The organism is Pseudomonas sp. 2822-17 (assembly GCF_002742485.1).
Classification (GTDB): Bacteria; Pseudomonadota; Gammaproteobacteria; order Pseudomonadales; family Pseudomonadaceae; genus Aquipseudomonas; species Aquipseudomonas cyclaminis.
This window is the reverse complement of record NZ_LJRZ01000934.1, coordinates 1-24663: the sequence shown is the minus strand read 5'-3', so window position 1 is coordinate 24663 and position 24663 is coordinate 1. Positions and strand designations below refer to the sequence as shown.

Annotated in this window: 15 protein-coding genes and 5 pseudogenes; 13 read left to right on the top strand and 7 right to left on the bottom strand. The window is 55.3% G+C overall.

The genetic code is table 11. The annotated features are described in order from the left end of the window. Positions 1 to 23 precede the first annotated feature (23 nt). From AOA60_RS31450 to AOA60_RS34135, 9 genes and pseudogenes are all read left to right on the top strand, one after another. On the top strand, positions 24 to 1862 hold the full coding sequence (locus tag AOA60_RS31450) for an FAD-dependent monooxygenase (RefSeq protein WP_099587589.1): 1839 nt from the start codon (positions 24 to 26) through the stop codon (positions 1860 to 1862). Positions 1863 to 1876: 14 nt separating this feature from the next. Next, entirely contained in the window at positions 1877 to 2848 is a 972-nt protein-coding gene (locus AOA60_RS31445; RefSeq protein ID WP_218240994.1) for an amidohydrolase family protein, read from the top strand. Between the two features lie 276 nt (positions 2849 to 3124). Further along, complete coding sequence (locus AOA60_RS31440; protein ID WP_158235088.1) at positions 3125 to 3934, top strand: transporter; 810 nt, start codon at positions 3125 to 3127, stop codon at positions 3932 to 3934. Between the two features lie 204 nt (positions 3935 to 4138). Then, on the top strand, positions 4139 to 5221 hold the full coding sequence (locus tag AOA60_RS31435; RefSeq protein ID WP_158235087.1) for an AraC family transcriptional regulator: 1083 nt from the start codon (positions 4139 to 4141) through the stop codon (positions 5219 to 5221). A 287-nt stretch (positions 5222 to 5508) separates the two neighbouring features. Beyond that, positions 5509 to 5787: a hypothetical protein gene (locus tag AOA60_RS31430; RefSeq protein ID WP_256592911.1), complete on the top strand. Its 279-nt coding sequence runs from the start codon at positions 5509 to 5511 to the stop codon at positions 5785 to 5787. Positions 5788 to 6449: 662 nt separating this feature from the next. Next, positions 6450 to 9200: a S8 family peptidase gene (locus AOA60_RS31415; protein WP_158235086.1), complete on the top strand. Its 2751-nt coding sequence runs from the start codon at positions 6450 to 6452 to the stop codon at positions 9198 to 9200. Positions 9201 to 9507: 307 nt separating this feature from the next. Beyond that, on the top strand, positions 9508 to 11136 hold the full coding sequence (locus AOA60_RS31410) for a methyl-accepting chemotaxis protein (RefSeq protein WP_099587584.1): 1629 nt from the start codon (positions 9508 to 9510) through the stop codon (positions 11134 to 11136). Between the two features lie 643 nt (positions 11137 to 11779). Next, positions 11780 to 12181, top strand: coding sequence for a hypothetical protein (locus tag AOA60_RS31405; protein WP_099587583.1), 402 nt, complete (start codon positions 11780 to 11782; stop codon positions 12179 to 12181). Positions 12182 to 12363: 182 nt separating this feature from the next. Next, positions 12364 to 12677, top strand: a pseudogene (locus AOA60_RS34135) (transposase); the annotation flags it as partial. 39 nt (positions 12678 to 12716) lie between these two features. Here AOA60_RS34135 and AOA60_RS34130 read toward each other — a convergent pair. Both AOA60_RS34130 and AOA60_RS31395 read right to left on the bottom strand, forming a co-directional pair. Next, positions 12717 to 12884 (bottom strand): annotated as a pseudogene (locus AOA60_RS34130) (helix-turn-helix domain-containing protein); the annotation flags it as partial. Positions 12885 to 13024: 140 nt separating this feature from the next. Continuing rightward, a pseudogene (locus tag AOA60_RS31395) lies at positions 13025 to 13538 on the bottom strand (IS5 family transposase); the annotation flags it as partial. 577 nt (positions 13539 to 14115) lie between these two features. On the opposite strand from AOA60_RS31395, the gene AOA60_RS31390 reads away from it, so the two are divergent. Then, positions 14116 to 16254 (top strand): methyl-accepting chemotaxis protein, encoded by a 2139-nt coding sequence (locus AOA60_RS31390; RefSeq protein ID WP_099587582.1) that lies wholly within the window; start codon positions 14116 to 14118, stop codon positions 16252 to 16254. Positions 16255 to 16741: 487 nt separating this feature from the next. Here the strand turns inward: AOA60_RS31390 and AOA60_RS31385 are convergent. Continuing rightward, positions 16742 to 18149 (bottom strand): annotated as a pseudogene (locus AOA60_RS31385) (IS66 family transposase); the annotation flags it as partial. 438 nt (positions 18150 to 18587) lie between these two features. On the opposite strand from AOA60_RS31385, the gene AOA60_RS31375 reads away from it, so the two are divergent. Next, the gene (locus AOA60_RS31375) at positions 18588 to 18812 is read left to right on the top strand and encodes a hypothetical protein (protein ID WP_099587581.1); all 225 of its coding nucleotides are present in this window, start codon (positions 18588 to 18590) and stop codon (positions 18810 to 18812) included. A gap of 1060 nt (positions 18813 to 19872) precedes the next feature. Here the strand turns inward: AOA60_RS31375 and argE are convergent. From argE to AOA60_RS31355, 4 genes are read right to left on the bottom strand one after another with little or no spacing between them, the layout of a single operon-like run. After that, positions 19873 to 21018, bottom strand: coding sequence for an acetylornithine deacetylase (gene argE / locus AOA60_RS31370; RefSeq protein ID WP_099587580.1), 1146 nt, complete (start codon positions 21016 to 21018; stop codon positions 19873 to 19875). Next, entirely contained in the window at positions 21015 to 21692 is a 678-nt protein-coding gene (locus tag AOA60_RS31365; protein ID WP_099587579.1) for a DUF1028 domain-containing protein, read from the bottom strand. Before AOA60_RS31365 ends, argE begins: the two co-directional genes overlap by 4 nt. Before the next feature lie 10 nt (positions 21693 to 21702). Then, a complete protein-coding gene (locus AOA60_RS31360; RefSeq protein WP_099587578.1) occupies positions 21703 to 22113 on the bottom strand; it encodes a RidA family protein in 411 nt (136 codons plus the stop codon). Positions 22114 to 22138: 25 nt separating this feature from the next. Continuing rightward, positions 22139 to 23428 (bottom strand): NAD(P)/FAD-dependent oxidoreductase, encoded by a 1290-nt coding sequence (locus AOA60_RS31355; protein ID WP_099587577.1) that lies wholly within the window; start codon positions 23426 to 23428, stop codon positions 22139 to 22141. Between the two features lie 196 nt (positions 23429 to 23624). Between AOA60_RS31355 and AOA60_RS31350 the strand changes: the two genes are divergently transcribed. Both AOA60_RS31350 and AOA60_RS34125 read left to right on the top strand, forming a co-directional pair. Next, positions 23625 to 24464, top strand: a complete 840-nt coding sequence (locus AOA60_RS31350) for a helix-turn-helix transcriptional regulator (RefSeq protein ID WP_099587576.1) — start codon at positions 23625 to 23627, stop codon at positions 24462 to 24464. Between the two features lie 43 nt (positions 24465 to 24507). Then, positions 24508 to 24663 (top strand): annotated as a pseudogene (locus AOA60_RS34125) (aspartate aminotransferase family protein); the annotation flags it as partial.

The window sequence follows — 24663 nt, the reverse complement described above, 5'->3', positions numbered from 1 at the left end:
ACAAAATGAATAGGAACTCGGTAATGAACAATTCTACCGTGAAGGCTCCGTACGACTTGCGTACACCCGTTCTGATTGCGGGCGCCGGCCCGGCGGGGCTGACCCTCTCCCTGGCGCTCAGTCGATATGGTATTCCACATATGCTCCTGGAGATGTTTCCCGGGGCCGCCCACACACCACGTGCGCACATCACCAATCAGCGCACCATGGAGATCTTCCGCGACCTTGGCATCGAGGAGGCAATAAAGTCGAAGGCGACACCTGCTGAGGGTATGTGGAGCAATGCTTGGATCACCACCATGGCAGGCCCGGAAGTGTATCGCTCCGAAGCATGGGGCGCCGGGGAAGAACACGCTGCACGTTACGCTCAAGCGAGCCCCTGCGGCATGTGCAATATCTCGCAGAACATCATGGAGCCGGTGTTGATCGAGGCCATCGAGGACGCGGGTGTCGCCGATCTTCGCTTCAGCCACAAGCTCGAGTCCTTTGTGCAGGATGCGCAAGGCGTAACTGCAACGGTTGTCGAAGTAGACAGTGGCGTGAGCTACACGGTACGTGCCGATTACCTGCTCGGGGCGGACGGTGCGCGCAGCAAAGTGGCCCAGCAACTGGCCCTGCCGTTCGAAGGGCAGATGGGCGTAGGCGGCGATGCGGGGATCGGTGAGGTCATCTACGTCTGGTTCAAGGGGGATCTGGCGCGTTATTGCGCTCATCGTCCGGGCACCATGTTCTGGTCTACCGACATGCATAACGGAGCAACCTTTGTCAACGTCGCCCCCTGGGACGAGTGGATCGCCGGCTGGAACATGCCGCCTGGCATGACCTTCGATGGCGATGCCGAGGCCCTGCGCAACCGGGTGCAATCCGCTATCGGTGACAGCACCGTGGATATCGTGATCAAGGGGGTGTCGCGCTGGACTATGAATAAAATGTGGGCCACCCGCTACGGCGAAGGGCGGGTGTGGTGCATGGGCGACGCAGTCCATCGTCATCCTCCGATGAACGGCCTCGGTTCCAACACGTCGGTGGCTGACGGCTACAACCTGGCCTGGAAACTCAAACTCCTGTTGGAGGGCAAAGCCGGGCCCGAACTGCTTCAGAGCTACGAACTGGAGCGCCAGCCGGTGGGCGAGCGTATCGTCAACCGCGCCTGGAATTCGGCGATGGGCTTCTGGGGCCGCTTCTATTCCGAGTTCCTGGGTGTCAGCCCTGGCGCCACGTCGGACGAGGTCAAGCGTTCGCTGCTTCAGCTGCATGAGGACAGTCCGGAAGGTGATGCCCGCCGCGCTGGTTTCGAACGGCTCAAACAGGAAGTGCTGGACCCTGCTTTTAACGCCTTGGGGATCGAGTTGGGCTATCGCTATCGTGCTGGCGCGCGGGTGGACGACGGTTCGCCGGAGCCGCAAGTCGATGGCCATCCTGACGTCGCCTACACACCAACGACCTGGCCAGGCGCGCGTCTGCCGCACGCATGGATCGAGAAGGGGCGGCGGCGTATCTCCACGCTGGATCTGGTCGGACGCGGTCAGTTCGTACTGCTCACTGGACGCGGCGGCGGCGCCTGGTTCGAGGCGGCGCAAGCAGCCCTGCACGGCACAGGTGTGCAGGTGAACGTCATACAGATCGATAGCCGTTTCGGCGCCGTGCGTGACCCCCTTGGCTACTGGGCGCGTGTGCGCGGTACGGACAGCGATGGCGCCGTGCTAGTCAGGCCGGACGGACATGTTGCCTGGCGTGCGCAGAGTTCGGCCAGCGCCGCGCAATTACCGTCGGTCATGGCGCAATTGCTCGATACGGCGCATGCGTCGGATAGCGAGCAGTTGCTGCAGCGCCCCGACCTTGCGCTCGCAGCGCACGGTTGAACCTGGAGAGCCTGATGATGAGCAACAAAACCTTGGTCGACGCGTGGATTGATGTCCACGCGCACTTCAGCCCGCCGCGCTCTGTCGAACAACGCTCGGCGATGTGGCAGGCCCTGCAACAGGATCATTGGTCTGGTGAGCAGCCACCGGACTGGTCGCTGGACGAGCGTCTTGCCTACATGGACAAGGTCGGCATCAGCATGCAGATGCTCAGCTCGGTGCCGACCAACCATGCGGCGCTGGAAGCGAGCAACCGCTACGGCGCCGAATGGGTAGCCCGACACCCGGCTCGTTTCGGCCTGCTGGCCGGCCTGCCCACCGACGATGCCGAGGCCGCCCTGCGGGAACTGGCCCGGGCCGAAGCCTTGGATGCCGATGGGTTTGCGGTGTACTGCCAGTACAACGGCGTATTCCTCTCCGATCCGCGCCTGGAATCGCTTTGGGCCGCGCTCGATGAGCGCGCAGCGGTGGTATTCGTACACCCTGACCACGCCGTACCGGGGCAGTTCTCCCGACCCGGCGTATTGCTGGAGGTCGCCTACCAGACCGCCAGCATTATCACCGACATGCTCTATGCCGGGGTGTTCAGGCGCTACCCGTCGATCCGCTTCATCCTCGCCCATTGTGGAGGTGCGCTGCCGGCGTTGTCGGGACGTCTGATTCTGCTCGGCAATGAGTCTTGGGTGCCTAACCCGCAGCGAATATCGCAGAAGGAGATGCGCGAGCAACTGGCAGCGCTGTACCTGGACACCGCGATGACCGGATCACAGCAGAGCCTGTCGGCGGGTCTTGCGATGACATGCGCCGAACACGTGGTGTACGGCTCGGATTGCGGAGCACCCTGCACGACCGAGCACACGGCCATCGTCAATATTGAGCAGTTGCTGGCGTTCAGCGGGCTACGGCGCGAGCAGATTGAGCAGATCGGCCGCAATGCCTTGGCGTTATTCCCAAAAGCCGCACTGAGGATCCAAAACGCGCAATAACGGGCGGTTAACGATACCGGGCAAGCTGTAGCGAGGTGTTTCACGACGCTTCGCTGTTGGTCGCCAATGCCGGTGACCGTTGCAACAAAAACAACAATAATCGAGGCAACTTCCATGCGCGTACAACCCACACTACGTTTCGTTCCTGCTTTGGCTGGGCTGACGGCCGCCTTCATGATGAGCACCGCGCTGGCCGGCGAGACAGCCGTCTATGGTGGCCCGATCGGGGGGACCGACATCGGCGCCGCTTATCTGCCCCCGCAGCCAGGACTTTATATGGGCGCCGGTTACATCGGCGTGACCTCCGACGACTTTCGGGACGTCAACGGTGACAAGGTGCCGCTCGACACCGGTTTCGATGCGTCGGCGGGCGTGGTCGGATTCAACTACGTCTACGACACCAAGATCTTCGGCGGCAACATCGCTACCTCGGCACAGTTCGGCTACGGTCGCCGCTGCATTCGTTTTGGTGAGCGCCATTGCAGTTGGGGCACCGCCGATATCTACAGCGACGTGTTTTTCTGGAGCAAATACTTAGGCGGCGGTGAGGCGGGTAACGCCGGACTGGCACCGTTGCCCTACGGCTTGACCGTCGGTGGTGGCCTTGGCATTACCATGCCCACGGGGCGTTATGACAAGCACGAACCGGTCAATACTGGTGGTAATACCTGGATCGTTTCGCCGAACCTGGCCGTGAGCTACCTGACCGGTCCGAAGTATTCGTTGGGGGGCGATGGCACCGAATTCAGTGCTCGGCTGTTCTACTCGATGCCGCAGAAAAACCGTGACACCGATTTCGACGCCGGGACAGTGGTCGATCTGGACTGGGCTATTACCGAGCGTTATGGAAATTGGCAGGTAGGCCTTGCTGGACAGCAAGCCAAGCAGATCGAAGGTGACAAGCTGCCCAATGGGCTGCGAACCAATGACAGCAAGTTTTCGTCAGGCTCCGTCGGTCCGGTGGTCAGCGTGTTCCTGCCGAGCCTCGGTAGCCAGCTCAAGGTAAAGGCGGCCGCCAACTACGATGCAGAAAACACTTTCTCGGGTTACAGCCTGGTGATGATCATGGGGTGGAAAGTCTTCTGAGGCCATCTGCGCCACGTTTTTCGACAAAGCCGGTGCCATAGTCGCCGGCTTTGCCGTGCGCGTGCCTGGCGACTTATCCATGGACATCAGAGGGGCGTATCGCTGATAAAGCTGATGGACGCCCTTGCGGCGGTGCGTTAGTTTGAGGTAACAATAATAAACAGGCACTTGATGCCTCGCTGCTGTCGCAGCCGGAGAAAGCGTATGTCTCAGCTAGCCAATGCTATTGCTCAGGATCCGATAACGCTTGATCAAGGACTCTTCAAGTACCGCGACGAGGTCATGTGGTCGCTTTCCAATCCGGCGCGTTACCTGCCTTCGGAAGCATTCGATCATCTCCTGCGCTCCATTCGACTGTCCGCTGCCGTGCCGGGCTATGCCAATCTGACCGCTCCCTTTGGTGTAGATGTCCGTTACGGGGCGGACACCTTCGTGATCTACGAGGCCCACCGAGGACAGTGCATCGTTTCTTTCGACGCGCCGGTGGAGCCCATGAGTTTCTGCCAGGGCGACATGCTGGTACTGCCCTTTCACACACACCATAGAATCATGGCGCCGGAGCATACGCCTTGCATCGACATTCGTGACCTAATGGCCAAGCAGGTGGAGCCTCATGTAACAGACGCCCAAGGCCAACCTTCACTTGGTCTTTTGCTCAATCAGCAGGTGAACTATGGCGGCGGCGGTGAGTTGTTCGAGCTGCGCATGGTCATCATGTTCGTCGACAAGCAAACCTCAGGCGCTCTGATCAACGGCTTGCCGGGGCCGATGCTGCTCAAGGGGTTTGCCGACAAGCATCGTTCATTTCTCAATGCTATCCACGAAGAGCTCGATGTGCAGCGAGCCAGCCAGTACGTCACCCAACCTGCTGCTATCCGCCTAGCCGAGGCGTTGCTGACCATTGCTTTGAAGGAGGCCACTTCACAATCGAATACGGGGCCTATCTACAAGGGACTGGCCGATCCCGCTGTCGCTCGGGTAATTTCGGCAGTGCTCAAGGAACCTCACAAGGACTGGGATTTACACGACTTGGTCGAGATCGCCCATATTTGCCGCTCGGCGCTAAACAGCCGCTTCACGGCCTCGGTCGGTATGTCGCCGCGGCACTTCGTCTCACACGTACGCCTGGCTCGGGCCAGCGAGATGTTGACTGAGACAACGCTGAGTATTGCGATAATCGCTGAGCGCTCTAACTATAGTTCTGAAGCCGCATTCAACCGTGCTTTCCGCAAGTGGTGCGGACTTACGCCAGGGGCGGTGAGGGATGCTGCTACTTCTGTCTCATAGCTAGTTCGCAAATGAGCGTTGGCTAGCCGCCCGAGCCGATATCCGTCTGGTGCGGCTGTTCTCTGAACCACGCGTTATTTCATAGATGCTGAACGACCGACCGAAAGCAGTCCGTTGAGCGATCATATCTCTACAGACGCTTGGCCGATGAAATTTCCGATGCGATCACCATGGGTCGCCTATCTTCCGGTACAAGCATGCTTTCCCTTCGCGACTGTGCCGCGCAGAACAAGCTCAGCATAAACAGAGTAAAGGCATTACGTTAAAAATTACCAAGGTGAATTAAGATGAACGATGTTGTGAAAACAACTTGGGCGGATGCAGGAAACATTGAGAAATTTATTCGCGTTAAAACTTATTCTAGCTATCGGAATAGTCGAGCTGATCTACAGGGTGTCGAGCGCCATACCAGCCCTGAAATCAGTGATCAAGAGTTAGGTGTTGTGGTATTGGATGCGTGGGCCCATAGCCCATTTGTTCTTCCCGAGCCGCGTAAGGATGTTTGGATTCTCTCGTTCGAACCTCAGTCCCAGATAAACGAATTACTGTTCAGCAATATCTTCTAGCGCCTTGAAAGAATTCACACACATGTTCGCCAAACGCATTTTCATTTAGGCTTTCTCGAGCTATATCGATTAATTCGGCACGTGTCAGGCTTACGATTGGCTGACCAGTCTTGCCAGATAGAGCGCTGACGCGAACGATATCGGCAGCAATCAAAAGTGGCAATTGGAGTTGGGCTTGCATTCAGCTGGATTGGAGTTGGCTGAATGCAACCAAACGGCGTTCAATCATCCGCTCTATCAGCGTTCGGGTGCGAGACTACATTGTCTGCTGAGTCTGTTGCCCCGCTAGTAAACCTGTATCAGCAGCGCTGCTACTGCAGCAACGCGCCAACGCCTGCAAGTAGGGTAATCGAACTGTGGATTGATCTGAAAATTTTCGCCCCCGAGTATCACGATTAATTATTACTGAATTATGAAGAGTGAAGCTAATGGTGAATATATTTTTTATTGTTGTTGCCAACAAAAAAACTGCTATCCAGGGTTGTTTTTGATCTATTAAACTTCTTGCCTGCCAGATTACATGCTAACAATCAACCTTTTTATATCGCTATTCTGACTCACGCTCTTCAGTGGATGCTTGGCATTGCGCTCGAGTCCGTCGCTGGCCCATTGGGGTATCGAATGATTTTTTTGCAGAGATACAACTGGGAGCTGCCGCGTCAGTGAAAAATATTATTAACACCTGCGTTCTATCAAATGGATCGAGCCTTGCTCCGGACTTTTCTCGAAACTCCACCCATGAGGTGGCGGCAATGTGTAACGGCGAAAAAATGGGGCTGACAAATAGTTCCCTGGCGTTGGTGCTCACCGCCGTACTGGGGGGGGGCGGCGTGAGCGGTGCCTGTGCTGCGCCGCAGCCGCCTCAACACCTGATGCCCGAAATTGCCCGTGAGTTCGTGCGGCTTTATGAACTGCCGGACGCGGCTCTGCGCCTGCAACTTGTGCCGACGCTGGAGATTTTCCCCGATTATCGCGAAGATCTGATCCGTTTTCTCGCTCAGGATGCGTCTCCACAACGACAGCGAATGCTGGCAGATATATCGAAGGCCAGTGATAAAGAAGTCGCTAGCTGGCTCAAGAGCAAGACCGGCATGGTGGTGGTCGGCACCGTTATCACAGCCGCGGCGTCTAAAGCAATTCATGCTCAGTCGGGGGGCAGCAGTGGGCGCGGGAGCCACACAGAGGCACCTAACCATCCCGAACCGGCTCCCGTGCCGCAACCAAAGCCCGAACCCGAACCAACCCCTAAACCCGAGCCGACGCCCGAACCCGAGCCGACGCCCGAACCCGAGCCGCCACCGGTTCTCCAACCCAAGCCGCAACCGGAAGACTTTCGTAGCACGGAATTCAACAATGGCCGTCACTTGAGGGCAATGGGTGTTGAATACGCTTACGCACGAGGTGCCAGCGGCAAGGGTGTAATAATCTCCATTAACGACACGGGTTTAGACATTAACGATGTTGAACTGCGTAACCAAATAGCTCCCGGCGGCAATCATGTACGCGATAATGGCGAAGCAATGCGCGACACCTCCGAGCATGGCACGTTAGTGGCTAAGGCTGCTGCGGCCGAGCGCAATGGCATATCCACTCATGGCGTTGCCTATGGAGCAAAATTGCTCCCCCTCATCGCGATGGGCGGCAATGGCAGCCTGATTCTCAGCGACCACGACCGTGTCAGTCGGGAAATCCAGTATGGGACGAAGGTGTCTAATAATAGTTGGGTTGCAGATTGGAGCATCGAGCACAGAAAATACCAGGCTGGCCCTATTTATCAGCGCGGCGTCGATACTGGCATTATTTATGTCTTCGGGACTGGCAACCAGGGCTTGGCGCAACCTAGCGCACAGGCGCTGATGCCACTGGATGTGCCTGGGCTGAAAGGCCAGTGGCTGGCGGTGGCCGGGGTCGATACTTGGACCACCACTACCGGAAATATCGCCGGTGGCTCGAACCGTTGTGGTGCAGCCAAGGAATGGTGCATTGCCGCGCCCTGGCAGATTCCTGTGTCAGAGAACGGGGGCGTCCGCGAGGTGGCCGGTACTTCGATCGCCGCGCCCCAGGTTAGTGGCGGCCTGGCGGTTCTGATGGAACTTTTTCCCACACTGTCCCCTAAGCAGATCGTGCAACGCCTGCTGACCTCAGCGAATAAACAGGGCGCGTACGCCGACCAGGATATCTACGGCCAAGGGGTAATGGATCTGCGTGCTGCCAGCGAGCCCATCGGCATGTTGATGGTCGAGACCAGCAGCGGCGAAATCATCGCCTCGAGCCGCTCGGCGATTGCCGAAAGCTCGGTCATGGGCGACGCCGTAAGGGCATCGCTGGCCAAGGTCGATCTGGTGCTGAAGGACAGTCTCGACACGCCATTCGTGGTCAAAGGTGATCTCCTGGCGAGCAAGCGGGACGACCAATATTCGCGTATTGATACCGGCGACTACCTTGGCCGCCTGGAACAGCAAGGCAACATGCAGCGCTATTCCAGCAAAGACGGTCTGACCATCGATTACAGTGCCGGTAGTGAAGGCTCCGGGCTGGATGCTGTCGGCCAGATTCATTCCTGGCAGACCGTAAGCCCTCAGGTCGCATTCAGCGCCACGGTGAATAGCGACCCGTCATGGAACCAGGGCCTGGCTCGCCTGCAACCTAACTTGGCCAACACCAGTGTCACCGGCGCGCTGAGCAATCCCTATCTGAGTCAGGGCGAACAGGCCAGTGGAGTCGGTCTGCACCAGAAAATAGGCCAGCAATGGCAGAGCAGCGTGCAAGTCCAAACGGCACGAGCCGCCGAGCGCTTTGCCGACAAGCCTGCCAGCGAAAAGCAACAGAGCATACAGACCGAACTTGCGTACATGGCTGACAACGGTGTGGTCGCCAGCTGGCAGATGGGTGTGCTCAACGAGCAACAGCGCCTGCTCGGCTCGCAGAGCGAGACCCTGCTCGGCGGTGGAAATACCCGTACCCTGTTCCACGGCCTAAACCTGAGCATGCCATTGAGCGAGCATTGGCAGGTCTATGGACGCTATAACAGCGGGCGCAGCCAGGTGCGCGGCAAAGGCTGGGCCGAGGGCAGTACCTTGATCAGTAATAGCTTCACCCTAGGCATCAACGTTCAACCAGCCAAGGGGCTACAAGTCGGGGCCCTCGCCTACCAGCCGTTGCGTCTTAAGAACAGCACGCTATCAACTCAGCTGCCCACCGGCCTCAATGCCGACAACAGCGTGGCCTGGAAAAGTGTCGACCTGAGCCTCAAGCCCGACGGGCACCACATGGAGTATGAAGCCTTTTTTCGCTACGACCTGCCTATGCTGCCGCTTTCCTTCAAAGGCAGCCTGCTGCGCGTAGAGGATTACGCCAACCAGGCCGGCAATGACGGCACTCTGTTACTGCTCAATGCCCGACTGCAATATTAGCCTGCAGCAGCGCAGGGACGGCGCTGCTGGAACATTTGCATGACACAATCCATCTCGATATGAGCAATTCTTTAGAGTCTGCTTGCGCTTCCCGGCTCACTCGGCATCGACGAAGGTCATTTGCTTTATTGAAAAACTTGGCAATTGGTGTCCGGGGATTTTGCCAAATCAGGAAGTCTTTTTCAGGATTTTCCTATAAGACAGCATCCTATGCAGGGGTATTGGTCGTCGAAAAATTTCTTTGAGGCTAAAGTGTTTTAATAATTGGCCGAAATAATAATTATATCCTAATCTTGAGGTGCGTGCCGTGAGTTTACGAAAATTGAAATTAGCTGCTCGTTCTGCGCTCTGTTTTGGTTTTTTTTGCATTCTAATCGTCTTGCTAGGAATTTTTGCAATACAGCAGGCTTCGATTTTGAATAGTGCTGAAAAAAAGATAGAGACGAATATTATTCCTAGCTTCAAAGTCTTAGGTGTACTTGATCGCGAATTTGTAAGTGTGCGTAATAGCAACAGTAAATTACGTAATGCAGGCGAGGATGATTCCGTAAGAGCGGGCGACAAGAAAGATCTAATTAGATCTCAATTGTTGATCCAGCAAAGCATGGATAGCTTATCTCATCTTATCGTCACGCCCGAAGGCCTGGCCGCAATTAATAGTCTTGCGGAATCATTCGAGAAATTCAATAATATTCAAGTGAAGTATATGGCTTTGATAGATGCCAAGAATTTCAGCGAGGCGATTAACTTTACGAATAGCGAAGTAAGAAATGCCTCTCGTATTGTTGCAGGGAATATTGAGGCGTTGAAAAAAGTTAATGACATGAAGGCGGAAGCGGCTGGCGACGAAGCCGAAGAAGCTTATAATCGAATGATAGTTTTGGCCAGCTCATTCATTATTGTTTCTTTAATCGCTACTATCACTCTAGCCTGGTTCTATACCAAAAGCATAACGACTCCATTGCGCAAGTCCCTAATGATTGCTGAACGTATTGCGACTAACGATTTTAGTCATGATATATACCCTGATGGTACTGATGAAATGGGGCGACTCCTTGACGCGTTATCAAAAATGCAGGGTAATCTGCGTAGTGCCATTATTCAGATAGGTGATTCTTCAACCCAATTAGCAGCAACTGCAGAGGAAATGCATGCCGTCACGGAAGACGCCTCTCAGGGATTAATTCGTCAGAATAATGAAATAGAGATGGCGGCGACCGCAGTGAACGAGATGAGTTCGGCCGTGGACGAAGTTGCGAGTAATGCAGCGGAGGCCTCCAGTGCAGCCTCGAGCACTGCAGAGACGGCAATCGCCGGTAGAGGTAAGGTAAATGAGACGGTGGTTGCGATTAATATCATGGTAGATAACGTTGAGTCGACCTCGGTTAACGTGCGCGGTCTAGCAGAGATGGCAACGGATATTAGTGGAGTGCTTGATGTCATCCGCTCAGTCGCCCAGCAAACTAATCTGCTAGCGCTTAATGCCGCGATTGAGGCTGCGCGTGCCGGGGAGGCTGGCCGAGGGTTTGCCGTGGTGGCTGATGAAGTTAGGGCGCTTGCTCATCGCACCCAGTTGTCGACAAGCGAAATTGAAAAAATGATTCTCACCATTCAGACGAGTTCTACTGACGCAGTAACGTCCATGAACCAAACTAGCCATCAAGCAGGCAAAACGTTAGCGCTGGCTCAGTCGGCGGGATTAGCACTCGCGGAAATAACTGAGTCGATTGAGCATATCAACGACCGTAATGTACAGATAGCAACAGCCTCTGAAGAACAGTCGCAGGTCGCAAGGCAAGTTGACGCAAATTTGGTCAGCATACGCGATCTTTCTATCCAGTCGGCGGCAGGTTCACGACAGACGTCTGTGGCCAGTGCTGAACTTTCTAGCTTAGCCGTTGAGCTAAGTCGACTGGTTGCAAAATTCAAGGTTTGAACGTCCAGAACGTTGCTTTCGCAATAGTAATTTAAAAGGTTTCTTCTGCTTATATTAAAATAAGTAATTCTTAGCCACGCTGATACCTCTATGGATTACGGGTTGCCGATGTGGTTTGTTGATAATTCGAAAGTGAACGGGTGATAATGATGTCCAGCCTTTGCAATTACTGTTAATTTCGCTGGAATAAATAGAGTCGGTAAAAAATTAACCAATCAGATTATAGCTTTGCATTTTTAAATGCGGATGATCACTAAGCTGGTGTCTGTCCGAGATGATTCTCCCCCGTGTAAGAGGCCGGTGATGGTTTGGGATTGGTTATATATCAAATAATGCTCAGGATGGACATTCTCTCAATGCTGATTTGCAAGCATCCTTAGATAAGGCAGGGTTCCTGATAAAATTTTTTGTTGTTGTTCCTTCGATACTCGTTACGTTACGTCGAATTATATGTATTCCCTGTACCGCCACAAAGAGATTTAAAGTAAGACATTGATGTGTACTTTGCTATGAACGACTGAGTTTGTGTGCATGAAGGCTGGCAAAACAATCGGAGCAAACGATGATTTTTTATGGTGGCATTTTTTAGGGATGGTAGCTCTGGGACTATAGTTACAATAAAAAACAAGAGGGAATTGTTGAGATGCAATATAGATTAATTGAGTCAATTCAAGTGCTTAAGGAGAGTCAAGAGGTGATTCTTAAGTCCGTTGCCGGGCTTATCCAGACGATACGGCTCACTGAACAGAAAATGTCTGTTCTGGCCCGTGATGTCCGTAATTTTGATAAATCAGGCCTAGAAAGCTTAGAGGGTCAGCTTTACATTTTGGCTGTAGAAATTGATAGTATGAGAGATTTAGCTTTTAAGGAGTTGAGTCTTCTTTCGAATAAAATCGATACCTGTCTAAATATGATAGCTGAAGAGGTCGATTTAGTAGGAAGCGAAGTCGAGGGAAGCCTTTTTTCGACTTTGTTCTCTCAATGCTTATTGCAGCTTGAAGGTTTTAAGTTGCAGGTAGAATATTTTCGGCAGAACATCAATTAAAGATTTGGGTAGTCGAATTTTAATAAATAATTGGAATTTTAAATATGTTACTCTCACCATTTGTTGGTTTTAGTTAGTGTATTTTTTTGCTAGGAACTCTACGAAATCAGCGGAAGCCATTTTGGCGTCCGCGGGCCTCGATATTCAGTAAAGGTCCGTGACCATAAAGGCGGGAGTCCACGATGGCCAAACTGTACGAACTCCCCGACGCAGCCTGGGATTTGCGTGCAGATATCTCCTATGAGCCCCGCCGCAGCGGGCGCCCACGAATAGATGATCGCTTGATGCTCAACGGCGTCCTTCGGGTGCTCTGCTCTGGCGCTGCTTGGTGCGATATGCCTGAACGCGTTGGTTCATAGTCAACCGTTTATCAACGCTTTCGTGACTGGCGCAATCGCAAAGCGTTTGACTAGATGCTCCAGCGGCTTACTTCAAGCTCAACGAGCATGGAATAATTGATCTGGAGACCCGGATGATTGACTCCACTTCAGTACGAGTGTTGCCGCTGACGCGATTTTGCCACGATATACAGCTTCAGCCAGCTAGGACGTGTGCACCCATGCCCCGGCTTGTCGAGCAAACCATCCAATCGTAGCGTTTGAAAGCCCAGGCACCAACGGGTGATTGTTGTGAGTGAGAAATTGGTCAAGAGAGCGGTTTCTATCCGCGAACAATCTTGAGCTGCCAGCAGAATCACTCGGGCGTTCACTTGCGTTCCCCCAAGTGCTGAATGAGCGTATAGCCAAGATCTAAGAAAAGTTTTTCGAGAACAGCACACTAGAGGCTGTTCCCGTTTCACATGGGTAGCCATAGGAAGACGCAGGCCATAGCCACTACGCCTTCTTAATTTCGCTTGAGCTTGTCGAAGCGAGATGCGACCGCCCGGTAATGCTCCAGCCGGGCGAAGGCGTTTTCTACCAAAGGCCGGTTGCGATAAAGCCTTCTATCCAGATCCGCGTTGCCTTTCGCGGAGTTGCGCTTTCCCGGAATTACAGCTTTGGCACCTTGCTGTTCAACGTGTTCCCGATGACCTCACTGTCATAGCTTTTGTCCGCAATGATTATTTCTGCGGCAGCTACCTTGGCAATCAGCGCGTACGCCTGGGCGCACAGATCGTTGATCTGGCCTCCAGTGACTTCAACCGCGATTGGCAGTCTGCGGGCATCTACAGTCAAGTGGATCATGCTGGTGTTGCGGGCTCGGCTTTCCCTACTGCCTCATCCTTGCCACCGGCAGCACCTGCACTGTGCTGGTGGGCCTTGGCATAGCTGCCATCAATGAAAATCCATTCCATGTCCGGTTTAGCCACCAGCGCCTGAAAAACCTTGAGCCACTTACCTGACGCGGACCAGGCATTCAGGCTGCTTCACGTACAGCTTCAAGTCTTATCGACTCGCAACTGATCCGGCTCTGTGTCTGGGGCGGGAGGCCTATCGTGTTTCCCTTGGCTTCGCTTCTTCACTATTTCCGCAGCGCCAAGCTATTTGTTCGACCCGGCCCTTGCGAACCGGTCTCCGCTGACATCTCCGTGCAAGGCGACTTTCCGACGTGCAAGCGAGCACTATTTTTTAAGGTCTATAGCAACAAAATTACTAATTTATCTCTCCGCGTCAACTGCACATGATCAGCCTACAACAAAAACTCGCTCTAGCACCGAATAGCGAATTACATAAACGTACTCATCCTGACTCGCAGCTTGCCATGGCTATTAGCGTAATATCTCCAACCCGCTTATCGGAAAAAATGACTCGATGCTTGCATCCGAAAGACCGCCATGGAACTGCATGAAGCTACCAGTCGTCAGTTGGCCATCATTATTGCTTGATCTTGGCCTCATGAAAATATCATTGAGGCCGACAACGAAATGACAGGAAAGTTAACGAGTATGAACAACGGACTAAACGATCTACAAGCCATTCCTTTTAGGTAGCCATATGCTCACTGCACTCTCTATCCGCTTGAAAATCGTAATCTTATCCGGCTTGTGCTTACTCGGCGTAATCGGCCTGATCGTCGGCATGAACCTGTTTCAAAGCAGCCAGAACAACCATTTAATCGGTGCCTCAAGTAGTAAGATGCTGACAGAGAGCACTGAGAAGCTGCTGCTGGCCAGGGCCGCAGAGCAAGCCGCAAGGCTGCAAAGAACCTTCGACGCCGGCCTATTGTTGATCAACACCGCAGCCGGTCAAGCCAATGATTTACGCAACATCTCAAATCGGCGCGCCCTGTCACCAGCGGCTCTTCGCGAAGAGCTCAATCAAAATCTGAAAACGGTTTTTGAGCATAACCCAAACGTGATGGCAATTTGGGCGGCTTATGAGCCTGATGCCTTGGACGGCAGGGACAGCGAGTTTGTTGACGATGTGGCTCGCGCCTCGAATGAGAGAGGGCGCTTTGCCAGTTCCTGGAACCGTGGCAGCGGTCAAGCTGTAAATATTTTGATTCCGGAAAGTGACTTGCAAAAAACCGAACTCAGCATTAGTGGAGTTCCCTATAACAGGTGGTATACCTGTCCCCGCGACACTCGGCACTCTTGCCTCATGCCTCCTTATGCCGATCTTCAGGTAGGAAAGCTGCAACTGATGACAACGCTTTCCGTGCCCTTGATGGCTGATGGTAAAGTCATTGGCGTAATTGGCGTGGATATCTCTCTGGATTCGCTGCAAGTATCCGCCACTGGCGCTCACAAAGAACTGTTTGATGGATCAGGCCACGTGCTGATTGTGTCTGCCAGCGGAATCCTCGCGGCTTATAGTGCCGACGCAAGCCAAGTCGCCAAGAACATTGGCGACGCTCTTGGTGAAGAGGGCAAGAGCATCATGAAAACACTTGAAAATAATGCGGCTGAATTACTCACTAATAATAACTCGATCCGTGCGGTCTACCCCTTCAGCCCAGTTCCGCAATCGCCCACATGGGGGGTATCGATTGATTTACCCAAACAAGTTCTGCTCGCCGATTCTTTAAAGCTTCAGACCTTGCTTAACAATGCACAAACCAGTGGCACACTCAAATCATTGCTCTCTGCCATCGGTGCCGGTGTGCTTGGGCTGCTGTTGATGTGGCTTTCGGCTTCCGGTGTGACTAGGCCCATCAATATTGTTGCCAATACTCTCAAAGCAATTGCCACTGGCGATGGAGACCTGACGCAACGGCTGCACTACACTAAGAAGGACGAACTTGGAGAGCTTGTAAATTGGTTCAACCGTTTTCTGGACAAGCTACAGCCGACCGTTGCCCAGATCAGACAAAGCATCACAGATGCACGCAGCACCGCAGCTCAGTCTTCGGAAGTTGCTCGGCTAACCAGCGAAGGTATGCAAGTACAGTTCCGTGAAATTGATCAAGTGGCAACCGCTTCCAATGAAATGAGCGCGACTGCGCATGATGTCGCTAGCAGCGCTTCAAACGCAGCACATGCCGCGAGGGGCGCCGATCAGGCGGCTCAGGAAGGAGTGACCATCATTGAACGTAGCACCCTCGACATCAGCAATCTTGCCGATGAGGTCAGCAGAGCAGTGACGGAAGTGGAAACCCTCGCTGTTAACAGCGAGCAAATTGGCTTGGTAATTGAGGTGATTCGCGGTATTGCGGAACAGACTAACTTGCTCGCGCTGAACGCCGCTATCGAAGCGGCGCGCGCTGGTGAAAGTGGCCGAGGCTTTGCTGTGGTAGCCGACGAGGTGCGCAACCTGGCCAAGAGAACGCAGGACTCGGTCGAGGAGATTCGCACCGTCATCGAGCGCATTCAGACGAGTACTAGGGGCGTAGTAACAATCATGTATTCCAGCCAGAACCAGGCACAAAGCAACGCGGGGCAGATTCAACAAGCCGTTGAAGCGCTTGGAAAGATCCGCAATGCGGTGACGGTAATCAGCGACATGAACTTGCAGATAGCCAGTGCGGCCGAAGAACAGAGCGCTGTAGCTGAGGAGGTCAACCGTAACGTTTCAGCAATACGCAGCGTTACCGAGATACTGACAGAGCAAGCCACTGAATCGGCACACATCAGCAGTCAGCTCAATTCACTAGCCAATCATCAGATGAAGTTAATGAATCAGTTTCGCGTGTAACAACGCCTATCTTCTAAATCATCTTGAACGTACACGGCTCGCCGAAACTGAAAGGGAATTCACCTTGCGCACATCAGACACGCATCCACTGGTGCGGCAGTAGTTGTTCAATCTCACTTGCGCGCTGCGCCAGCAACGATGGGAGGCCTGATCTCTAGATGACGAAACTAAATTCTATTGCTGAATACATGTTGAGCCGATTTTCGTTTATGTTTTTTATGACTTTGGACAGAAGCTCCTCAGCCATCATTGCTTCTTCGTGGCTACCGGGTAGGCAGTTGAAGTCGTGAGTCGGACCTTATATTTAGTCTTGGTTTCCACCGAGTCCTTGAAAATCTAAACTTGCATCTGACGTTCATCAACGGTGAATTTGCATACATGCAGTTAAAACTCAATCCTCTCGCATAGTGAGTTTTCCCACAAATATTTCTCACCTCAAAGCCATCTCGAACGCTTGTAACTCTAGTTTTACCGAATTCACTTGGCTGTGCCCATTCATCCGTGCCGACTGGATTAGACTTATGATCGCTACCACCCGCTTTCCGCAGCGTAGCGATCCGGCAAACAATCAGTTCGACCGCCCAAGCGCCCACGGCCGGATCAAGTTCTCGATCTGGTTGTTGTCGATGGGCACAGCACCGTTCTTTAGATAGCGCGCCAGCGCTACCCAGCGTTTTAGGCTGTAATCCAGGGTCTTGGCCGTAGCAGTCCCCTCGAGCACAAGTTCGCGTTGAGCCAGTATCCACTCATGCAGTTTTTCAGCGATGGACACGCCGTTTCCTAGCGTAATCGCCAACGGCCTTCGTCGCTCATTTCCTTGGCATGTCGCTCGACCTCGTATAGCCCGCCAATCGGGTGAAGTGCTTGCTCCGCCAACGGGCTTTTATTGGCTACATGCAGGTCGAAAAACTTGCGGCGCGCATGTGCCATGCAGCCGATTTCGGTGATGCCCTGCTCGAAGCTGGCTTTGTAGCCGGCGAAGTCATCGCAGACCAGCTTGCCGTTCCAGATGCCCAGGAAGTTGCGTGCGTGTTCACCGGCACGGCTGGGGCTGAAGTCGTAAACCACGGCCTTGAGTGCCGAGAACGGTGTAGTGCTGTAGGCCCAGACATAGGCTCGGTGGGTTTTCTTCTCGCCGGGCGCCAGCATTTGTACCGGCGTTTCATCGGCGTGAACCACGCGCTGGGCCAGCACCACTTCGCGCAGCGCATCAACTAGGGGCTGAAGCTGCACGCCGATTTGGCCCACCCATTGCGCCAGGGTCGAACGTGGGATAGCCAGGCCTGCACGGCCGAAGATTTTTTCCTGTCGATACAGCGGCAGGTGGTCGGCGAACTTCCACCATCACATGCGCCAGCAGGCCGGCAGTGGGGATGCCCTTGTCGATCACCTGCGCCGGCACGGGGGCCTGGATCAGTATTTCGCACTGCCGGCAGGCCCATTTCCCACGAACATGCTGTTCGACGGTGAACACGCAGGGCGTGTAGTCCAGCTTCTCGCTGACGTCTTCACCGATGCGCTGAAGCTGGTTGCCGCGAGCGCGCTGAGTGTTATCCGGCTCGTGATGGATCACAGGGCGCGGGAACTGCGGCGGCAGCGGCGCGCGCTTGGGTTGCTGACGTGTTTCTGCCTGCGCGGGGGCGGGATGAAGTGCTTTAATTCAGTTCGAGGTCGGTATCGAGTAGGTCATCCAGCAAGCGGCCTTGCGCCGGACTGATCCGCTCGCTGCGTTTGGCGAACTTGTGCAGAATGGCAATCTCGTGAGTGAGCTGCTCGATGATCGCCTCATCACGATGGATTTTTCTGTCCATGGTGTTGACCTTGGAAATCAATTGCGCAGCCAGCGAGCGCAGTTGTTCAGGGGGCATTTGGTCGAGATCGGGCAACGAAATCATGCGTGGATTTTACCAAGACAGTCCTCCTGTCACAGCTAAAAGCCAGGTTTAGAGCACACCATCCTCATGCGGTTGGCGAAGAGATAGGCACAGTGCGGCTTCGCCGCACCGAGCACGGCAACTATCCTGGCCAGTGCCGTGTCAGTGCCAGCACGCATGTCCATGGGCTGGGTGGCGAGCCAAATGGAGTCGTTGCGAATCATGGGGCCAGGCCACGAATAAAACACGCGCAGCCGTCTGAATCCGAGGCTGGCCATTTAACAGCGATGGATTTATCGCCTAGAGGCAGCGGGCACGGCAAGTATTGGTGCGTTACTTCAGCTTTCCAAGTCGGCCATACTATTGATAAACACTGTACGATCAAAGGTCGATGCATTGGCCAAAGATCCCCTGCTTTAGATATGCATACAAGAACGGATAGGTACGGAGTCCATATCCATGAGCGACAGCTTCATTGAGCTTCGAGCGCCTAAGAAAAAGACGTCGGATGATGCGGAATGGATACTGCGTGCTAAAGTAACGGACGAAGATTGGGTGCGAATAGCATATGATGAATCCACTATTTACCTTGTCAGGCTGCGAATTACAGCGCTGGAAACAATGGAGTTTCAGGTTATAAGAGGTTCTGCAACACTGTCTAGCTCGCAGCAACTAAGGAATTGATTCTGGCTTAAAACCGTATCCAGACTTACTCGAGCCTTTGCCGAACAGACAAGTCTATGTCATGCTCTAGCTCCGTAGGAGGTAATTTAGCCAGCTATAGCGGTGAAAATCCAGAATACGAGAAGGCACGATCACTTCCAAGAACTATGGTTGAATCGTTGCGCAGCCTCACATAAGAGAGAGTGGGCAATCGGTAAAAGATCATACCAAGAAAGATCTGCGAGACGACAGCACTGCCACGGCATCTAATGGATATAGAATTGCTTTTCTAGATTCCTCTATGCGACTTGGCTATCGAGCTGACTGAAAGCATCCCTACGTGTGACGCTTCAGATTGGTAATACTCAAATTACCGATTACCCAACTCGCAGAATGATATTCATCATAAACGATGGGAGGTCGGGGCTGAGTTGATTGCAGAACGGCAATAGATACATTTCTTTGAATATTAATGTGAAAAAAACTGGCGCTATCCACGTAGCCAACTATCCAATAGAGCGTCGACTTCAGCCTCACTTACCAGCCCAATCGGATATCGCTGCACAAGAGCGGCTTTGTACTCAGTAACTTCGATTATTGAGGGGTGATGCCTCCATATCGCACTTATTATCCTCCTCCGTAAACTGAGGTTGGCAGTTAGACGTCGAGTTTGTAGCCAGCGGCCATGATTCATAAAGTCTCCGTTGGGTATGTCGGCAAGGGAACCATGATTAGTAATGTGACGGATAGGATTCTTTTTTGTGATCGTAGGTCAGTTGTATTTAGAGCTAGTCTGTGCCGCTGTTATTACCGCGAAGAACTGGCCCGCCTGCTGGGCTGAGGCTGGAATGCAATCGCGCAGCCAATAAAGTTCCTCTGTGGGAGCTGGCTTGCCTGCGATGGCGGCGTATCAGTCAGCCTCTTTGGCAACTGACCCACCGCCATCGCGGCATAGGTATCTACACAACTTTGGCTCGACGCTGAAACCCAGTGAACAGGGGAGTTCGCCAGCCTTTGAAAATTGTGTAAATACCTGTGGCCATCGCGGGCAAGCCCGGCTCCCACAGGTTCAGTGTTCAGTTCAGGCGCGAATCCAATTCAGCATCCGCCGCAGCATCGCATCACACCCCGCCAACTGCTCCAGTTCCACAAACTCATCCGGCTTATGCCCCTGGTCCATGCTCCCCGGCCCGCACACCACCGTGGGAATGCCCACCGCATCGAACAACCCGCCTTCAGTGCCAAACGCCACCGTGCCGAATTCCCGCGAGCCGCAAAACGCTGCGATCAACTCCGCCGCCTGGCTGCGCTCATCCGTCACCAACCCGGGATACGCCGACAACTCGGTAAAACGAATCGAGCTCTGCGCACTCACTGCCCGCATGCGCGGCAGTACATGCTGCTCGGCGTAGGCCTTCAGTTCGTCCGCCACCGCGCCGGGGTCTTGGGCCGGCAATGCGCGCACCTCAAAATCAAACCGGCAATCGGCGGGGACGATATTCAGTGCCTTGCCGCCGCTGATCACGCCGGTCTGCACCGTGCTGAAGGGCGGATCAAAGCGTGCATCCTGCGTCTCCCGCAACCGCTGCCCGATCCGTCCCAGCTCACCAATCAACTCTGCGGCACGTTCAATCGCATTCACCCCATACGGCGCATACGCCGAATGGCACGCCTCGCCCTGTACATCGCAACCCATCGCCAACTTGCCCTTGTGGCCGAGCACCGGTTTGAGTTCGGTCGGTTCGCCGATGATGCACAGCAGCGGCTTCACGGGGCGGTCTTCTAGCACCTTGAGCAACGAGCGCACGCCCAGGCAGCCGACCTCTTCGTCGTAAGACAGGGCGATGTGCACCGGCATGCGCAAGGGGGCCTCGACCAGCGCCGGCACCAGCGCCAACACGCAGGCGATATAGCCCTTCATGTCCGCCGTGCCGCGGCCAAACAGCTTGCCGTCGTGTTCGGTGAGTGCGAACGGCGGCACTGTCCACGGCTGCCCATCCACCGGCACCACATCGGTATGCCCCGACAGCACAATGCCCGGCACCTGCACCGGGCCCACACTGGCAAACAGGTTGGCCTTGCTGCGTTCGGCGTTGAACACCAACTCGCTCGCCACCCCGAACTCCGCCAGATAATCGCGCACAAACTCGATCAATTGCAGGTTGGATTCGCGGCTGGTGGTGTCAAACCCCACCAGCGTGCGCAGCAGTTTGCGGCTGCTGCTCATCGCTCGTCTCCGGCCACGCCGTAGCCGGGCGAGCGGTCCGGGGCGAGCGCGCGGTCGATGTAGTCCTGCACTTGCGGGCGGTAGGCGTCCCAGAGTTTTTGCAGTTCACGGATAGGCTGGTCATCGGCCCAGTCCACGCGCAGGTTGATGATCGGCCACGTCAGCTCGCCCACCACCACCAGCGCCGCGGAATGCACCGGGCCGGCTTCGCCGCCGGCGGCGATGGCGGCGTGCATCGCGGCCAGCAGGCGATCCGCCAATTGGCCTTCGCCTTTTTCAAAAGCCGCGACCATCGCCTCGACTACCGCGCGGTCGGCAAGCATATTGCCCGCCGCCACGCACTGTTCGCCCGGCACCGCGTTGTGGGTGCCGAGGGTTTCGCTGCCACTGAAATGCACGCTGCGGCCCAAGTGATCGATCGCCGTCAGTTGCCGGTACTGGCTGTAGCCGTTGCGGGTCAGGGCCTTGTCGATAGCGTCGGCGGGCGCGAGACCCTGTTCCAGCAAGTCCAGCACATCCGGGCCCAGCGCCGGCAGCGTGATGTTCTGCGTCGACACCGCACCCACACCGGGCCGCAGCCACGGGCAACGGGCGCCCACGGCAATGCTCGAGGAACTGATGGAGATGCCCAATTGGCCGGTTTCGGCGCAACGGCCGACGATTGAAAAGGTCATGTCCTGCTCCTTAGTCGGGAATAACGGCGATCACATCGATTTCCATCAACCACTGTGGCTGGCCCAGGGCCGACACCACCAGCCCGGTGGAAATCGGGAACACGCCCTTGAGCCATTTGCCGACTTCCTGGTACACCGGCTCGCGGTAGCGCGGGTCGATCAGGTAGGTGGTGGTCTTGACGATATGGCTGAGGTCGCTGCCGGCTTCTTCCAAGAGTTGCTTGACGTTTTTCATGGCTTGTTCGGCCTGGGCGCGAGGGTCGCCAAGGCCGACCAGGTTACCGTCGAAATCGGTGCCGACCTGGCCGCGTACGTACACGGTATTGCCGGCGCGCACGGCCTGGCACAGGTCGTTGTCCAGGCTCTGGTTGGGGTAGGTTACCTTGGTGTTGAACATGCGGATGCGAGTGTGAGTGGGCATCGAAAAAACTCCGGCGGTAAAGGGATCAGGCGCTGACAGGGGAGGGATGAGCCAGCGGGGCGGGTTCGCGGTATTCAAGGTATTGCCGTTGGATGGCGATGTGGTCGGCCACGTACTTGGCGTCGTGCCAGACCCCCCAGATAAACGACGAGCCGCGACGTGACTGCCACGGCAAGCCGAGAAAGTAGATCCCCGCTTCGCTGGACACGCCGCGCTGGTGCTGCGGCTTGCCGGCGGCGTCGAAGGCCGCGACGTTCAACCAGCTGTAGTCCACCGCAAAACCGGTGGCCCAGATGATCGTGGTGACACCGGCCGTGGCCAGGTCCAGTTCCAGGATCGGCTGTTGGATGCACTGCGCATCCGGGAACACACGGCGCGCTTCGGGCTCCGGCGGCAAGTCCAGGCCGTTGCGCTCGATGTAGGCATCCGCCGCATCCAGCAGTGCCAGGTAGTTTTCATCGCCGCGCGCCAGGTTTTCCACCAGGTTCGGCTGGAACGAGGCGACGCTGCCGTTGAACGCTTGCGTCAGGCCGACCAGGACCATGCCTTGCTGGGCCAGCTCGCGAAAATCAATGGTCTTGCCGCCGTGGGCGCCGCTGACCGCGATGGTCACGTGCTCACGGCCAGGCTTCATCGCCGCCTGGTCCCATTCGCCCAGCACGCCGAGCCACCAGCAGAAGTCGCGGTTGCGGTAGGCGCGGGGCGGGCGATCGTGGGCCCCGACCGAGAGGTACACCTGGCGGCCAGAGCGTTGCAATTCATCGGCGATCTGCACACCGGACGAGCCCGCACCCACCACCAGCACGGCGCCGGCCGGCAGTTGCGCAGGGTTGCGATAGTCGGCGGAGTGGATCTGGTGCAGCGCCGTGTCGGTGGGCGCGATGGCCGGGATCACCGGCTTCTGGAACGGCCCGGTCGCCGCCACGACGCGGTTGGCCTCAATCACGCCTTCGCTGGTGTGCACGGTGAAGCCTTGACGGCCAATATTGCGTACAACCGACAGCACCTCGACACCGGTACGGATCGGCGCATTGAACTTGCGGGCATAGGCTACAAAGTAATCGGCCACCTGTTCTTTGGGCGCAAAGCCATCCGGGGCGACGGTGTCGAATGCCAGGCCGGGAAACCGGTCATGCCAGGCCGGCCCGTTGGCCACCAGCGAATCCCAGCGCCCGGTGCGCCAGCGCTCGGCGATGCGGCTGCGCTCCAGCACCAGGTGCGGCACGCCTTGCTTGCTCAGATGCTCACTCATGGCCACGCCCGCTTGGCCGGCGCCCACCACCAGGGTGTCTGTTTTTGTTATTGCTTGAGTCATGTCTCTGTCCTTGCTTCATGCAGTTGGATTCGGCGTTGGCATGACTTCAAGGCTAGGGGAAGGGGGGGTTATAAATAAAATATTATTAAGCTGTGAAGTGAGGATAAATATCGGATGCAGGCTCACCCTATCGGGTGATTTCGGTCACTGCACGGCTGTGGGACCATTCTGGAAGTTATTTGAGCGAGTCTTGGGCATGGACAATGATCGGCTTTTATCTTCCCAATGGTTCAAGCAGATGGCCTGCGTGACCGAGAATATCGGCCAGGTAGGATTTGCTGCCTCGTTGTTCGAAGCACTGGGCTGCATATGGCCAATCCAGGCGACCACACTGTACCTGTACCCACACGGTGGCATACCTAGTGCATTATTCGAGCTGGATGGGCCTTGGTTGCCCCAAGGCAATGTCCGCCAGTACCTGTCCGGATTTTATCTGCTTGATCCTTTTTATGGTGCGTGCGTGGAAGGGGTCGGCTCGGGCTGTTACGACCTGGCCGACGTCGCCCCCGATCATTTCGAGCTCAGCGAGTATTTCCAGTCGTTTTACCGCCACTCACACTTAGAGGATGAGCTCAATTATATCCTGCAATCGAGCAACGGCTCGAGCCTAGCGGTCTCGCTGGCGTTCACCCAAAAACTCGACGCGGCGACGATCCAGCAATTCAAGCTCATCGCACCCTGGGTGCTGGCATTGCTGGGCAAGCATTTCGTTGGCCTGGATGCTCAGGGAGCGCGGTTTGAAAACGCGCTGGAACAGCGCATCCATTCGGCGCTCAATAACTTCGGCTCATCGATGCTGACCGAGCGCGAGTGCCGGATCGCCCAGTTGATCCTGCGCGGTCATTCCACGCGCTCCTTGGCCGAGCGGCTGGAGGTGTCTGAAGACACCATTAAGTCCCACCGCAAACACATTTACACCAAGCTCGATATCGGTGCGCAGTCTGAATTGTTTGCCCTATTTATCGACTCGCTGGCCGAAGCTCAGGGCGTGTTGGGCAAAGATCCCCTTGAAAGCTACATGAGCAAACTCCGTTGAGGGGTTTGTCACCTTGCGTCACAACTAACAAGAGATAAATGACATGAACCTACCCCTTAACTTGAAACGCAAGACCGAGGATTACCAGAAGTCCGACGCGGCCCACCATATCCACGCGTTCTTGGATCAAAAAGCCCTTAATGCTGAAGGCGCCCGCGTGATGGTGCGGGGGGAGGGCCTTTACCTCTGGGACAGTGAG

Coding starts and splice junctions, on each gene's coding strand:
- AOA60_RS31365 (WP_099587579.1), bottom strand. CDS start 21,692: ATGACCTTTTCAATCGTCGGCCGTTGCGCCGAAACCGGCCAATTGGGC.
- AOA60_RS31375 (WP_099587581.1), top strand. CDS start 18,588: ATGAGCGACAGCTTCATTGAGCTTCGAGCGCCTAAGAAAAAGACGTCG.
- AOA60_RS31435 (WP_158235087.1), top strand. CDS start 4,139: ATGTCTCAGCTAGCCAATGCTATTGCTCAGGATCCGATAACGCTTGAT.
- AOA60_RS31445 (WP_218240994.1), top strand. CDS start 1,877: ATGATGAGCAACAAAACCTTGGTCGACGCGTGGATTGATGTCCACGCG.
- AOA60_RS31405 (WP_099587583.1), top strand. CDS start 11,780: ATGCAATATAGATTAATTGAGTCAATTCAAGTGCTTAAGGAGAGTCAA.
- AOA60_RS31355 (WP_099587577.1), bottom strand. CDS start 23,428: ATGACTCAAGCAATAACAAAAACAGACACCCTGGTGGTGGGCGCCGGC.
- AOA60_RS31350 (WP_099587576.1), top strand. CDS start 23,625: ATGGACAATGATCGGCTTTTATCTTCCCAATGGTTCAAGCAGATGGCC.
- AOA60_RS31430 (WP_256592911.1), top strand. CDS start 5,509: ATGAACGATGTTGTGAAAACAACTTGGGCGGATGCAGGAAACATTGAG.
- AOA60_RS31390 (WP_099587582.1), top strand. CDS start 14,116: ATGCTCACTGCACTCTCTATCCGCTTGAAAATCGTAATCTTATCCGGC.
- argE (WP_099587580.1), bottom strand. CDS start 21,018: ATGAGCAGCAGCCGCAAACTGCTGCGCACGCTGGTGGGGTTTGACACC.
- AOA60_RS31450 (WP_099587589.1), top strand. CDS start 24: ATGAACAATTCTACCGTGAAGGCTCCGTACGACTTGCGTACACCCGTT.
- AOA60_RS31440 (WP_158235088.1), top strand. CDS start 3,125: ATGGGCGCCGGTTACATCGGCGTGACCTCCGACGACTTTCGGGACGTC.
- AOA60_RS31360 (WP_099587578.1), bottom strand. CDS start 22,113: ATGCCCACTCACACTCGCATCCGCATGTTCAACACCAAGGTAACCTAC.